General features: G+C 68.6%; 7 protein-coding genes and 7 pseudogenes. 8 read left to right on the forward strand and 6 right to left on the reverse strand.

The window, feature by feature from the left end; genetic code table 11:
• Positions 1-28: 28 nt before the first annotated feature.
• Together AAF143_RS09435 and AAF143_RS09440 are read left to right on the forward strand one after the other, a co-directional pair.
• Positions 29-451 (forward strand): glycine zipper domain-containing protein, encoded by a 423-nt coding sequence (locus AAF143_RS09435; protein ID WP_094561154.1) that lies wholly within the window; start codon positions 29-31, stop codon positions 449-451.
• The gene (locus AAF143_RS09440; protein WP_094561155.1) at positions 448-864 is read left to right on the forward strand and encodes a phage holin family protein; all 417 of its coding nucleotides are present in this window, start codon (positions 448-450) and stop codon (positions 862-864) included. Before AAF143_RS09435 ends, AAF143_RS09440 begins: the two co-directional genes overlap by 4 nt.
• Positions 865-1,017: 153 nt before the next feature.
• On the opposite strand, the pseudogene AAF143_RS09445 reads toward AAF143_RS09440, so the two are convergent.
• Together AAF143_RS09445 and AAF143_RS09450 are read right to left on the reverse strand one after the other, a co-directional pair.
• Positions 1,018-2,177, reverse strand: a pseudogene (locus tag AAF143_RS09445) (THUMP domain-containing class I SAM-dependent RNA methyltransferase).
• A gap of 609 nt (positions 2,178-2,786) precedes the next feature.
• Complete coding sequence (locus tag AAF143_RS09450; RefSeq protein ID WP_414026851.1) at positions 2,787-3,020, reverse strand: hypothetical protein; 234 nt, start codon at positions 3,018-3,020, stop codon at positions 2,787-2,789.
• A 403-nt stretch (positions 3,021-3,423) separates the two neighbouring features.
• Between AAF143_RS09450 and AAF143_RS09455 the strand changes: the two genes are divergently transcribed.
• From AAF143_RS09455 to AAF143_RS09475, 5 genes and pseudogenes are all read left to right on the forward strand, one after another.
• A complete protein-coding gene (locus AAF143_RS09455; RefSeq protein WP_414026852.1) occupies positions 3,424-3,597 on the forward strand; it encodes a DnaJ domain-containing protein in 174 nt (57 codons plus the stop codon).
• A 79-nt stretch (positions 3,598-3,676) separates the two neighbouring features.
• Positions 3,677-4,425 (forward strand): annotated as a pseudogene (locus AAF143_RS09460) (J domain-containing protein).
• A 25-nt stretch (positions 4,426-4,450) separates the two neighbouring features.
• A pseudogene (hemB, locus tag AAF143_RS09465) lies at positions 4,451-5,451 on the forward strand (porphobilinogen synthase).
• A 77-nt stretch (positions 5,452-5,528) separates the two neighbouring features.
• A pseudogene (locus tag AAF143_RS09470) lies at positions 5,529-5,759 on the forward strand (VOC family protein); the annotation flags it as partial.
• Between the two features lie 130 nt (positions 5,760-5,889).
• Positions 5,890-8,296 (forward strand): annotated as a pseudogene (locus tag AAF143_RS09475) (endonuclease MutS2).
• Positions 8,297-8,302: 6 nt separating this feature from the next.
• Here AAF143_RS09475 and AAF143_RS09480 read toward each other — a convergent pair.
• Positions 8,303-9,530: pseudogene (locus AAF143_RS09480) on the reverse strand (ABC transporter ATP-binding protein).
• Positions 9,531-9,568: 38 nt separating this feature from the next.
• Here AAF143_RS09480 and obgE point away from each other — a divergent pair.
• A complete protein-coding gene (gene obgE, locus AAF143_RS09485; RefSeq protein ID WP_094561161.1) occupies positions 9,569-10,579 on the forward strand; it encodes a GTPase ObgE in 1,011 nt (336 codons plus the stop codon).
• A 24-nt stretch (positions 10,580-10,603) separates the two neighbouring features.
• On the opposite strand, the gene AAF143_RS09490 is transcribed toward obgE, so the two are convergent.
• The 3 genes and pseudogenes from AAF143_RS09490 to AAF143_RS09500 form a co-directional block, all read right to left on the reverse strand.
• Positions 10,604-10,822: a CP12 domain-containing protein gene (locus AAF143_RS09490; protein WP_254927535.1), complete on the reverse strand. Its 219-nt coding sequence runs from the start codon at positions 10,820-10,822 to the stop codon at positions 10,604-10,606.
• Positions 10,823-11,449: 627 nt separating this feature from the next.
• The gene (locus tag AAF143_RS09495; protein ID WP_414026916.1) at positions 11,450-11,635 is read right to left on the reverse strand and encodes an ABC transporter C-terminal domain-containing protein; all 186 of its coding nucleotides are present in this window, start codon (positions 11,633-11,635) and stop codon (positions 11,450-11,452) included.
• A gap of 361 nt (positions 11,636-11,996) precedes the next feature.
• Positions 11,997-13,154 (reverse strand): annotated as a pseudogene (locus AAF143_RS09500) (ABC-F family ATP-binding cassette domain-containing protein); the annotation flags it as partial.
• Positions 13,155-13,159: the final 5 nt, after the last annotated feature.

Genomic DNA, 13,159 nt, shown 5'->3' on the forward strand with positions numbered 1-13,159 from the left:
GCTGCGTTGCGTTGTCGCCTCTCTCTCCATGACCGCCGAGACGCCTCCCCGCGTTGCCAGCCCCGAGGGCTTCCGCGACCGATTTGAGACCCTGATTCCCACCATTCAGCGGGAGTGGCCCGCCGTGGCCCGTCAGACCCTCGAGGCCACCCGGGGCAGCTTTGATGAGGTGGTGGAGGTGATCGCGAGCCAAAGCGGCCGCACCGCCACGGTTGTGAAGGACCAGCTGCTGGAGCTGCTGGAGGTGGCCGGTGACCAGACCAGCCGCCTGGCCGACAACCTGGCGCCGATGGAAGCCCAGCTCGAGAGCCTGCTCGATGAGCTGAATGCCTCACTGCGACCCCGCATTGAGAAGCCCGTGCGGGAGCGTCCGCTGATGGCGATCGGCATCGCCACGGGCGTGGGCGTGTTGCTGGGTCTGCTGCTGGCTTCGGGCCGGCGCTCGGCATGACGGATCAGAACGAGCCGGGGCCTTCCCAGGAGCGGGAGGCGCGCAGCGGCGTGGCGAGGGTGGCGGCCGGTCGGGTCGGCGCCCTGATGACCTCGGTGATGGATCTGCATGTGCGGATCGCCCTGCAGGAGGTGGACCGGGAGAAGCGGCGGCTGATCAGTGGCGCCCTGCTGCTCAGCGGGGGACTGGCCCTGCTGCTGCTGGCCCTGATCGGCGCCGAGCTGGCCCTGCTGCTGTGGCTGCGTGAGGCCCAGGGGCTCAGCTGGATCCACGCTGCTCTGGCCGTGGCGGCTCTGGATCTGGTGCTGGCCGGGGTGTTTGTGCGGGTGGGCGGCCAGCTGGTCAAGGGCCCCTATCTGCCCCAGACCACCGCCGGCCTCAGCAAAACCACCCGCGCGATCCTGGGCCGCTGAGCTGGGGGTGCCGGGGTGGGTGGCTTGAATCGCTGTTTTGCAAGTGATGAACAACTTGTTCAACAACCTCTGAAACCCGTTTGGGCCCGTGGCCTCTTTGGGGAGCTGATCCACAGGCCCTGATTCACAAGCCCCTTAACTACAAGCCCTGAGTCAGCGGATCTCGTAGTGCAGCCAGCGGCAGTCGATGCCGCCGTTGCTGATCGGAATGCGACGGCTGGCCTTCATCTTCAGGGCGCCGGTGAGCTCGGGGTTGCCGCTCAGCAGCCACAGGCTCCAGCCGCTGCAGCGCTCCTTCATCATTCGGCCCAGATCGGCGTAGAGCGGTTCGAGGGCGTCCCGTTCGCCGATGCGCTCGCCGTAGGGCGGGTTGCACACCAGGATGCCGGGGCCCGCGGGCGGCTGAAAATCGCGGCAGTCGCCCAGGCGCAGATCGAGCGCCTCGGCCACGCCGCCGGCCTTGGCATTGCTGCGTGCCTGCTCCAGCACGGCGGGATCCTGCTCCATGCCCACGATTGGCGGTAGGGGATCGACGCTGGCGAGGGCCAGGGCGGTGGCGGCCTGTCGCTCCTGCTGCCAGAGCTGGGGGTCGAAGTCGGGCCAGCGCTCCAGGGCGAAGTGCCGGCCCAGCCCCGGCGCCAGCCCCAGGGCCAGCCGTGCCGCTTCGATCAGCAGGGTGCCTGAGCCGCAGAGGGGATCGGCCAGGGGCACGCTGCCATCCCAACCGGTGAGGGCGATCAGGCCGGCGGCGAGGTTTTCCTTCAGCGGAGCCAGGCCCATGGCGGCGCGGTAGCCGCGGCGGTGCAGGCTGCCGCCGCTGCCATCAAGGCTGAGGTTCGCCTCGCCCCCGCCTAGGTGCAGGTGCAGGGCCAGATCGGGATCGTCGAGGTCGACGGAGGAGCGGGCGCCCCACTGCTGGCGTTGCAGGTCGACCAGGGCATTTTTGACCTGCAGGGCGCTGTAGTGGCTGTGGTTGAGGCCGGGGGCGGTGCCGGTGGCATCCACCCGGAAGCTGGTGCCGGGGGGCAGCCAGCGGCTCCAGTCGACGGCGCGCTGCACGCCGTCATAGAGCTCGTCTTTGCTGCTGCAGGGAAAGTGGGCCAGCTGGCGCAGCAGCCGGAAGGGCAGGCGGGCTTGCAGGTGCAAACGGTAGAAGCCGGCCAGATCGCTCTGGAAGCGCACGGCCCGGAGTAGGGTGAAACGGCTCGGCAGCCCAAGGCCGTGAGCTCGGACGCCGCGGCGTTTTCGAGGCCCGGTGGCACCACTGCCACGCCATGGATTGGTCCGCCGTTGATCGGTTCGGTGATGCCCACCCCTGCGTCCACCTTTGGCTGCTGCCACAATGCATGAGTCCGGTTTCGGCCGGACTAGGTGATCCACACCGGTGCTTCGGACAGCGGTTCGATTCCGCTCAGCTCCACTTCATGGGGCTGCAATGGTTTCGACGGGGTATGAGGAGGGTGACTGAAGCCTGCTCGGTAAGAGCAAACACGTAACAGCGAACAACATCGTTCGTTTCTCCCGTCAGACCGCCCCTGTGGCTGCCTGACCCTTTAAGGGAGATGGGGTGAGGTCAGCCTTATCACCCAAATGACCCATGGGCCCTGGAAGGGGCCTTTTCATTGGCTGAGCGATGGCATGTCCCCACTGCGGCAGTTGGTCGGTTAAGGCGGATCGTGGCCTGGCTGGACGACTGGTGTGTGGACGCTGTGCCCGCCCGTTGGGCAGGGCCCAGCCGTCTAGGCGGCGGCGCATCAGGGCGAACCCCAACCGCTTGTCCCTGGGAATGGCCTTGGCAGCGCTGGTGTCGCTAGCGGTCCTGCTGGCGGTTTGGGATCTGCAGCGCTCGCGCTGGCAGGCTCCGCTTGATCGTTCCCGTCCCGCGGATTCGCTGCCAGCCCTCTAACGGCCTATCGCCAGGATCAATGCTGGCTGTGGTCGCCACCACTCTGGTAGCCACTCCACACCTTGAGCTCTTCGATGGTCTGCACCCCTTCGAGGCGTGGCTTGCCGGCCAGCTCCCAGGTGGGAAAAGCGCGGATTTTGGCGGCCGTGCACACAGCCCGGCCGTCGTCGGTTTTGTCGCACTCCACATAGGGAGGCGGTTGCCAGCTTCTTTGCCAAACAGATTCTTTTGCTGGAAGCAGGCGGGACACCACCAGGCTCCGTAGAAGATGGCGCCCTTGGCGTGCAGATGGGCGCTGAGGGACTTCTGCTCAGGGGTGGAGGCTGCCAGCGCCTCCCCAAGGGTGGGGGTGGTGGAGGCGGCCGGAGCATTGGCGCCGCTGCCGGCACTGGCCGTGGCCGCAAAGCCCAGCAGCGCCGTGCTCAGGGCAATCAGCAGGCCGGAGCGCAGGGAGCTGGAAGCTGCCATGAACGGAGCAGGGGAGGGTTTGAGGGTAGGGCGATTGCGCGGCGTTTTCACCCGGATGTGAGCAAAACCACAGGCCTGTTCTCTGGCCTTGTTTTCGGTGTGGCGTTCGGCCTTCCGCCCTTCCAGGCGCCTGCGAATCCCCCTCGCGGCTGAGACACTGGTCGCCAGCGGTGGAGCCTTGGTCGATGAGCGCAAACGGCTACCGCGATTACTTCAAGGTGCTTGGGGTCGAGCGCGGTGCCGATGCCGATGCGGTCAAGCGTGCCTTTCGCAAGCTGGCCCGTCAGTACCACCCGGATGTGAACCCCGGTGATGCGGGGGCCGAGGCCAAGTTCAAGGAGGTGAGCGAGGCCTACTGAGGTGCTCTCCGACCCCGACAAGCGCCGCCGCTACGAGCAGTTCGGCCAGTACTGGAGCCAGGCTGGTGGTGGCTCCGGTATGGGTGGCGTCGATGTGGATTTCGGCCGCTACGGCAACTTTGACGACTTCATCAACGATTTGCTCGGACGCTTCGGCGGCCCGGGCGGCGGTGGCGGGGCACCGGGTGGCTTTGGCTTTGGCTCCGGTTTTCCCGGCGGTTTTGGTGGACCGGGCTTTGGCGGACCAGGTTTCGGGGGACCCGGTGGGGCTGGCCGTGGCGCTCCGATCAATCTCGATGCTGAGGCCAGCATCAGCCTTTCTTTTGCCGATGCCTTCCGCGGCTCGGAGCGCACCCTGGCGGTGAACGACGAGCGCGTGCAGGTGCGCATTCCACCCGGGGTTAAGCCCGGCAGCCGGCTGCGGCTCAAGGGCAAGGGCAACCACTGCAGCCCGGCACGGGACGCCGCGGCGATCTCTACCTCAACCTGCAGCTGCAGGACCATCCGGTGTGGAAGCTCGATGGCGATCAGCTGCGGGCCGAGTTGCCCCTGAGCCTCGATGAGCTGGCCCTTGGCGGCGAGGTGCGGGTGGCCACCCCCGATGGCGAGGCCTCCGTGCAGGTGCCGCCCGGCATGACCCTGGGCCGCAGCCTGCGGCTCAAGGGCAAGGGTTGGCCCCTCAAGGAGGGCCGCGGCGACCTGCTGCTCACCCCGGTGCTCAAGCTGCCCGACCAGCTCAGTGCCCAGGAGCGCCAGTTGCTGGAGCAGCTGCGGGCCGCCCGCAGCGCCGATCCTCGGGCGGGGTGGATCCAGGCGGCCCGTCTCTAGGATCCGCCCTAGCCACACCGCCGTCATGGAGCTCACTTACCGTCCCCGCCGTTTGCGCCGCACGCCGGCCCTGAGGGCGATGGTGCGGGAGCATCACCTCAGCGCGGCTGATTTCATCTATCCCCTCTTCGTGCATGAGGGTGCCACCAACGAGCCGATCGGGGCCATGCCCGGTGCGATGCGCTGGAGCCTCGAAGGACTGGTGCAGGAAGTGGGCCGGGCCTGGGATCTCGGCATCCGCTGCGTCGTGCTGTTCCCGAAGGTGGCCGATGGCCTTAAAACCGAGGACGGCGCCGAATGCTTCAACGAGGGTGGTCTGATCCCCCGTGCCATCCGCCGGCTCAAGCAGGAGCATCCCGGCATGGCGATCATGACCGACGTCGCCCTCGACCCCTATTCCTGCGACGGCCATGACGGCATCGTCAGCGAGGAGGGGGTGGTGCTCAACGACGACACCGTGGCCATCCTCTGCAAGCAGGCGGTGGCCCAGGCTCGGGCCGGTGCCGACCTGATCGGCCCCAGCGACATGATGGATGGCCGCGTTGGCGCCATCCGCGAAGCCCTCGATGAGGAGGGTTTCGAGCACGTGGGGATCATCAGCTACACGGCCAAATACGCCTCCGCCTACTACGGCCCCTTCCGCGAAGCCCTGGATTCGGCCCCCGCGCGGCCGCCGGCAAGCCCATTCCCACCGACAAGAGCACCTATCAGATGGATCCGGCCAATGGCCGCGAGGCCATCCTCGAGGCCCAGCTCGATGAGAGCGAGGGGGCCGACATTCTGATGGTCAAGCCCGGCCTGGCCTATCTCGACATCATTCACCGGCTGCGAGGCGAATCGGAGCAGCCGATCGCCGCCTACAACGTCAGCGGTGAATACGCCATGGTGAAGGCTGCCGCCGAGAAGGGCTGGATCGACGAGCGGGCGGTGGTGCTGGAAACCCTGCTCTGCTTCAAGCGGGCCGGCGCTGATCTGATCCTTACGTATCACGCCTGTGATGCAGCCCAGTGGCTGCGCCAGGGCTGACCCACTTGACCCCCATGACCCCTGCTCCCAGCCCTGCCGCCCACACCCTTGGCCACGTGGCCTTGCGGGTGCAGGACATGGAGCGCGCCAAGGCCTTTTACCTAAGGCTGGGCCTGCAACTCACCTGGGATGCCCCCGACTGGGCCTACCTGGAGTGGCCCGGCGGCGGCCGCGGCATCGCTCTGCTGAGCCCGGAGTACAAGGCGGCAGGCCCCCACTTCGCCTTCCATTTCCGTGATCGGGCTGAGGTGGATGCGGTGCACGCCCAGCTGGTGGCTGCCGGCCAAGCCTGCGGCCCGGTGCACGACCACCGCGACGGCACTGCCAGCTTCTACCTGCAGGATCCGGAAGGCAATTGGCTGGAGATGCTCTACGAGCCCCCGGCGGTATCCCCTCCAACCTGGCCGGGTGACGACGTTCGCCGACCCCTCAGCTCCGATTCAACAGGACGCACTGGAGCTGCTGGAGTGGCCGCGGCTGGCGGAGCAGCTGGCCAGCTTTGCCAGCACGCCCCCGGCCGGCGCGCCTGCTTGGAGCTGCCCCTGCCGGCTTCACTGGCCGCCAGCCGCAGCCTGCTGGCGGAAACCACCGAGCTGCTGGGGCTCGATGGCCTGCTGGAGGGGGCTGAGTTTCCAGGGCGTCGCCGACATCGCGCCGCTGGTGGCCCTCTGCGCCAAGGGCGGCACCGCGGCCGGCGAAGACCTGCTGGCCCTGGCCGGCACCCTGGCGGTGGCGCGCCGGCTGCGGCGGCAGATCGACGATTCAGAGCTGAGGCCGGAGTGCTCGGCCCTGGTGGCTGAGCTGCGCACCCTGCCGGAGCTGGAGCAGCGGCTGCATTTCTGCCTGGAGGAGGGCGGCCGGGTGGCCGATCGGGCCAGCCCGCCCCTGGAGGGGCTGCGCCGGCAGCTGCTTGGCGTGCGTTCGGAACGGCGGGAGCGGCTGCAGGAGCTGCTGCGCCGCTTGGGCTCGCTGCTGCAGGACACAGTGGTAGCCGAGCGCAATGGCCGGCCGGTGCTGGCGGTGAAGGCCGGTGCCGCCGGCCAGGTGCCGGGGCTGGTGCACGACAGTTCGGCGTCGGGGCAGACGGTGTTCATCGAGCCCCAGGCTGTGATTGCCCTGGGCAACCGCATCCGCGACCTGGAGGGGCGTGAGCGGGAGCTGGAACGGCAGGTGCTGATGGCCCTGAGCGCCCAGGTGGGGGAGGAGGCTGAGGCCCTAGCGGGGCTGCAACAGGTGCTGTTGCGACTGGACGCGGGTGTGGCCCGGGCCCGCTATGGCCAGTGGCTGGGGGCGGTGCGGCCCGAGCTGGCGGCCGAGCCGGAGGCCCCCTTGAGCTGCGCGAGCTGCGCCACCCGCTGCTGCTCTGGCAGCACAAGCGGCAGGGCGGCCATCCGGTGGTGCCAGTGAGCCTGGTGGTGGCACCGGAGCTGCGGGTGGTGGCGATCACCGGCCCCAACACCGGTGGCAAGACCGTCACCCTGAAGAGCGTGGGGCTCGCGGCGCTGATGGCCCGCGCCGGGCTGTTTCTGCCCTGCAGCGGCACGCCAAGGCTGCCCTGGTGCGCCCAGGTGCTCGCTGACATCGGCGATGAGCAATCGCTGCAGCAAAACCTCTCCACCTTCAGCGGCCACATCCGCCGGATCGCCCGCATCCTCGATGCCCTGCCCGATGGTGCCGGTGCGGCGGCAACCCCATCCGGCGCGGCCCTGGTACTGCTCGATGAGGTGGGGGCCGGCACCGATCCGCTGGAGGGCTCGGCCCTCGCCACGGCCTTGCTGAAGCATCTGGCCGATCGCGCCCGCCTGACGATCGCCACCACCACTTCGGCGAGCTCAAAGCTCTCAAATACAACGATCCCCGTTTCGAGAACGCTTCGGTGGCCTTCGACGTGGAGACCCTCTCCCCCACCTACCGGTTGCAGTGGGGGATCCCGGGCCGCAGCAACGCTCTGGCTATCGCCCGCCGGTTGGGCCTGGGGGAGGCTGTGCTCGAGCTTGCCGCCGCCCAGCTGGAGCCCCTCGGCGAGGGCGAGGTGAACCAGGTGATCGCGGGTCTGGAAGACCAGCGCCAGCGTCAGCAGGAGGCCGCCGAGGAGGCTGCTGCCCTGCTGGCCCGCACCGAGTTGCTGCATGAGGAGTTGCTGCTGCGTTGGCAGCAGCAAACCCAGCAGAGTGCCGAGCTGCAGGAGCAGCGGCGCCAGCAGTTGGAGCGCTCGATCCGCCAGGGGCAGAACGAGGTGAAACGGATCATCCGCCGTCTGCGCCAGGGCCACGATGCCAGCCGCGCTGAACTGGGTGAAACCGCCCGTCAGGCCGGCCAACGCCTCAAATCCCTGGAGCAGCAGCACCGCCCCGCCCCGGAGCGGCGGGAGCACCGCGGCTGGATGCCCGCCGTGGGCGATCGGGTGCGGGTGCTGTCGCTGGGGCAAGGCTGGAGAGGTGCTGGCCCTGGCCGATGACGGTCGCGAACTCACCGTGCGCTGTGGGGTGATGCGGCTGACGCTGGAGCTGGCGGGTATTGAGGGCCTCCATGGCGAGAAACCCAGCCCGCCGGAGGTGCGGGTGCAGGTCAAGGGGCAGCGGGGCTGGGCGGCCGTGGCCCCGACGTGCGCACCGAGGGCAACACGGTGGATGTGCGGGGCCTACGGGTGCACGAGGCCGAGGCGGCGGTGGAGGAGCGGCTGCGCGGCGCCAATGGGCCGGTGTGGGTGATCCACGGCATTGGCACCGGCAAGCTCAAACGCGGCCTGCGCCAGTGGCTCACCACCGTGCCCTATGTGGAACGGGTGAGCGATGCCGAGCAGGGCGACGGCGGCCCGGGCTGCAGCGTGATTTACGTGAAGTAGAGCCCTCTAGCCAAACGAGGGCAAGCGCGGCTCCGCGGTGGCGGGTTGGGCTATCAGGGGTAGGGCATCTCCGGCGGCATCGAACAGGCGCCAGCCACGGGGATCGACATCCAGGTGCAGCGTGGATCCGGGCGGCAGGTTGTCTTCGGGGCCGACCCGCACCTGCACCAGGTGATCACCCTCCTCGAGGCGGCAGGTGAGCAGCTGCTCGTTGCCGAGGGCTTCGCCATGGCTCACCTCGGCCCGCAGGTTGCGGTTGGTGGCGGGTGCCAGCCGGAAGTGCTCGGGCCGCAGTCCGCCGGTGAGCTCCTGCCCGGCCCGCGCGGCCAGGACCTCGGCCAGGGGGCCTTCCACCGCCAGCTTGCGGCTGCCCAGTTGCAGCTGGCCGGCGCCGATCGCCTCCACCGGCAGCAGGTTCATCGCGGGGCTACCGATGAACTGGGCCACGAACAGGTTGGCGGGCCATTGGTAGAGCTCCATCGGCGTGCCCAGCTGTTGCAGCCGACCGGCGTTGAGCACGGCAATTCGGTGTCCCATCGTCATCGCTTCCACCTGGTCGTGGGTCACGTAGAGGGTGGTGGTGCCCAGCCGCCGCTGCAGCTCAACGATCTGGGTGCGGGTGCCGGTGCGCAGCTTGGCGTCGAGGTTGCTGAGCGGCTCATCCATCAGGAACACCGCCGGCTGGCGGGCGATGGCGCGGCCCAGGGCGACGCGCTGCTTCTGGCCCCCGGAAAGTTCCTTGGGCAGGCGATCGAGCAGGTGGTCAAGCTCCAGGGTCTCCGCCACCTCGGCGATGCGTTGGGCGATGCGCTCCTCCCGCCGGGAGCGCACCTGCAGGGGCCCGGGCAGCCGCCGGGAGGCCAGGTGCAGGCTGTCCTGCAGCTGCTGCAGGGCGGTGCGGTGGCGGCTGCGGCGCAGACCGAAGCCGATGTTGCCGCCCACCGTGAGATGGGGGTAGAGCGCGTAGCTCTGAAACACCATGGCCACGTCCCGCTGGGCTGGACGCAGCTGGCTGACGGGCCGGTTGCCGACGTAGATCTCGCCGTGGCTGGGCTGCTCTAGGCCCGCCAGCAGCCGCAGCAGGGTGCTCTTGCCACAGCCCGAAGGCCCTACCAGCACCAGAAATTCGCCGTCCTGGATCTGCAGATCCAGCTGCCTGCAGCACCTCCACCGGATCGCTTCCCCTGCGGGGTGGGTAGGTCTTGCTGACCTGCTCGAAGCGAACCTCTGCCAAAACGGCCCTTCAGACGGCGCGATCCTAGGTTTGCCCCAATGCAATTCATTGATCAGGCCCGCATCGCGGTCAAGGCCGGCCGGGGCGGCGACGGAATCGTGGCCTTCCGCCGCGAAAAATATGTGCCGGCGGGCGGGCCTTCCGGCGGAGATGGCGGCCGCGGCGGCGACGTGCTGCTGGTGGCGGATGCCAACCTCCAGACCCTGCTGGATTTCAAGTACAAGCGCCTGTTCGCGGCCATCGATGGCCGGCGGGGTGGCCCGAACCGTTGCACCGGCGCCAGCGGCGATCCCCTGGTGATCAAGGTGCCCTGCGGGACGGAGGTGCGCGACGCCCGCACAACCATCCTGCTCGGCGACCTCACCGATCCCGGCGATGCCTTGTTGGTGGCGTTGGGCGGCCGCGGCGGCCTCGGCAATGCCCACTACCTCAGCAACCGCAACCGGGCGCCTGAGAAGTTCACCGAGGGCAAGGAGGGTGAGGAGTGGATGCTGCAGCTGGAACTCAAGCTGCTGGCGGAGGTGGGGATCATCGGCCTGCCCAACGCCGGCAAGAGCACCTTGATTTCCGTGCTCTCGGCGGCCCGGCCCAAGATCGCCGACTATCCCTTCACCACCCTGGTGCCCAACCTGGGGGTGGTGCGCCGGCCCAGCGGTGATGGCACCGTGTTTGCAGATATCCCTGGCCTGATCGCCGGAGCGGCCCAGGGTGCCGGCCTCGGCCACGACTTCCTGCGCCACATCGAGCGCACCCGGCTCCTGATCCATCTGATCGATGCCAGCGTCGACGACGTGCTGGCCGATGTTCAGGTGGTGGAGCGGGAGCTGACGGCCTACGGCCACGGCCTGGACCAACGGCCTCGGCTGGTGGTGCTCAACAAGATCGAGTTGCTCGACCCCGTTGCGCTGGAGGCTGAGCTCGAAGGTTTGCGCCAACACGTGCAGGCCCGTGGAGGTCCGCCCGTTCTGGCCATCTCAGCTGCGGCTTCGAAAAATTTGCCCGAGCTGCTGGCCGCGGTGTGGCAGCAGCTCGGGATTGCTCAGGTCTGATCGGTACCGAGGCCGAAGGGGTGCTCAGTCGTCGTACACGCGGCACTCAGGAGCGGAGGGGTTGAGGTCGCAGAAGACTTCCAGCGGCGTGGGGTCGTGGCTGTCTTCAGGGTGGTGCTCCTTGAACTCCTGGAGGCCCTGCAGCTCCTCTTCCAGGTGTCGCACTTTGCCCAGGTCGCCAGCGGCCCGGGCGGCTTCGATCTCGCTCTGGTCCTTCTGGATGTGCTCGTCGATGCTTTTCATTCGGATACCGGCTGCCTAAGGCCGGAACTCACCGCGGCTCACCATACGGGCGCCGAACCACCTTGCGCCTTTCTGTTGCTTGCTGCGGATCTGCCCAGGCGTGGCTAGCAGCAGGAAAAGCGCATTGCGGGGGATCCCCATGGCACGCATCAAGCAGCGGCGCGGTCGGCACTTCATGGATGAGAACGGGCGTCTGTTCTGGATCAACGGTCCTGAGGAGCACTGCTACCTCTCTGAGCAACGCCAGTGGCGGCGGGGCCTGAGCTTTGACGATGTGTTGGATTGGAAACAATGTGCGCCTAGTGGCCTGGTGAGTCAGCGCTTTCCCTCCCTGCAGGCCGTCTGTGAGGCCCATGAGCATGGCCTGATCACCTGGTATCAGGATCTCTATCTGCGGCGCATGGGTGACCAAATGGCCACCCACCGCGCGGCCGACGACTACAAGCCCACCGCCATGAAGGAGGCCGAGGCCCACGGCGCCCGGGTGCGTCGCCAGCCCTGGCTTCTGCCAGAACCGGCCGGCCCGGTCTGTGGCCTGCCGCCGCGACAGCGCGGCGCCACTGAGGGCCCCTGGAGATGGCCCATCCCCACCGCCGGCGCCGCTCGGCTGCGGCGATGGCAACGCCCTCACCCCGTTAGCTCGCTGAGGGCCAGCCAGCGCTCTTCGCCCGCGTGGATCCGCTCGCTCAGCTGGGCCAGGTCGTGGGTGAGCGCCTCCAGGGCGGTGTAGTCGCTGCCCCCGCTGGCCAGGGCCTGCTCCAGCGCGCGGCGCTGCTGCTCCCACTGCGGCAGGTTGGTCTCCAGGTCGGCCAATTCGCGGGTTTCCTTGAAGCTGCGGCGCCGTGGCTGGGTGCTCCCGGCCGGCGCGGTTTTGGGGGTGGGCTTTGCGCCTGAGGTGCGGCGGACGCCTGGGATGGGGCCTGGCGAGCGGCGCTGGCCTCCAGGTAGGCGCTGTAGTTGCCCTCGAAGCGCTGCAGTTCGCCGTTCTCGAAGCAGAACAGCCGGTCCACAGTGCGATCGAGGAAGTAGCGGTCGTGGGAGACCACCACCACGCAGCCGCGGAAGTCTTCAAGGAAGTCTTCCAGCACGCGTCCAGAGTTTGCACATCGAGGTCGTTGGTGGGCTCGTCAAGCAGCAGCACGTTGGGCGCCTCGATCAGCAGCCGGCACAGGTGCAGCCGCCGCCGCTCACCGCCGGAGAGCTTGCCGACCGGCTGGTGCTGCTGGGCCGGCGGGAACAGAAAGCGCTCCAGCAGCTGGGAGGCGCTCAGCTCTTCACCATCCACCGACACCCGGCTGGCAGCGGCCTGCACCACCTCCAGCACCTTCTGGTCGGGTTTGAGCAGCACGTCGCTGTGCTGGTCGAAGTAGGCCAGCTTCACGGTGGAGCCCAGCTCCAGGCTGCCGCTGCTGGGTTGGCGCCGCCCGGCGATCACCTCCAGCAGGCTCGACTTGCCCACGCCGTTGGGCCCGATGATGCCAATCCGGTCCTCCGGGCTGAAGTCGTAGCTGAAGGCTCGCAGCAGCGGCCGGGCTGCGGGGCCCTCACCGGCGCTCACCCCCAGCTCCTCGGCGGTGATCGCCCGCTTGCCGAGCCGCCGGCTGGTGGTGGCCAGGCTCACCTGGCCACGGCTCTGGCGCTGGGGAGCTTCCCGCATCGCCTCAATGCGCTGGATCCGCGCTTTCTGCTTGGTGCTGCGGGCCTTGGGGCCCTGCCGCAGCCAGGCCAGCTCTCGCCGCAGCGTGCCCTTGAACTTGGCGGCCGATGCCGCTTCTGATGCCTCCTCCTCGGCCTTGTGGGTGAGGTAGGTGGCGTAGTTGCCGGCGTAGCTGCGGGCCAGGCCCCGATCCACCTCCACGATGCGGCGGGTGACCCGATCCAGCACGTAGCGGTCGTGGGTCACCAGCACCAGGGCGCCCGGGAAGCGGTCGAGATAGCTCTGCAGCCACTCCACGCCGTTGGCGTCGAGGTGGTTGGTGGGCTCATCCAGCAGCAGCAGGTCCGGCTCGGCCACCAAGGCGGCGGCCAGGGCCACCCGCTTGCGGTAGCCGCCGGAGAGGTCGCCCACCTTGCGGTCGATGTCGGCGATGCCGAGCCGCTCCAGCACCTCGCGGCACTGCTGCTCCAGGCCCCAGGCGTTGAGCTGGTCCATGCGGCCGTGCAGGTCGCTCAGCCGGGCCAGGGCGGTGGCGTTGTCGGGGCTGTCGGCTACGGCCTGGCTGAGGGCTGTGTGTTGCCGCAACAGGGCCATCTTCTCGCCGCTGCCGGCAAACACCTGTTCCAGCAAGGTGTGCGCTGGGTCGAGTTCCGGCTCCTGGTCGACCAGCACCACCCGGG

The organism is Cyanobium sp. ATX-6F1 (genome assembly GCF_047395825.1).
GTDB lineage: Bacteria > Cyanobacteriota > Cyanobacteriia > PCC-6307 > Cyanobiaceae > ATX-6F1.

Excerpts from the sequence above, each read along its gene's own strand:
- AAF143_RS09435 (WP_094561154.1), top strand. The coding sequence starts at position 29 with ATGACCGCCGAGACGCCTCCCCGCGTTGCCAGCCCCGAGGGCTTCCGC.
- AAF143_RS09490 (WP_254927535.1), bottom strand. The coding sequence starts at position 10,822 with ATGAAAAGCATCGACGAGCACATCCAGAAGGACCAGAGCGAGATCGAA.
- AAF143_RS09455 (WP_414026852.1), top strand. The coding sequence starts at position 3,424 with ATGAGCGCAAACGGCTACCGCGATTACTTCAAGGTGCTTGGGGTCGAG.
- AAF143_RS09440 (WP_094561155.1), top strand. The coding sequence starts at position 448 with ATGACGGATCAGAACGAGCCGGGGCCTTCCCAGGAGCGGGAGGCGCGC.
- obgE (WP_094561161.1), top strand. The coding sequence starts at position 9,569 with ATGCAATTCATTGATCAGGCCCGCATCGCGGTCAAGGCCGGCCGGGGC.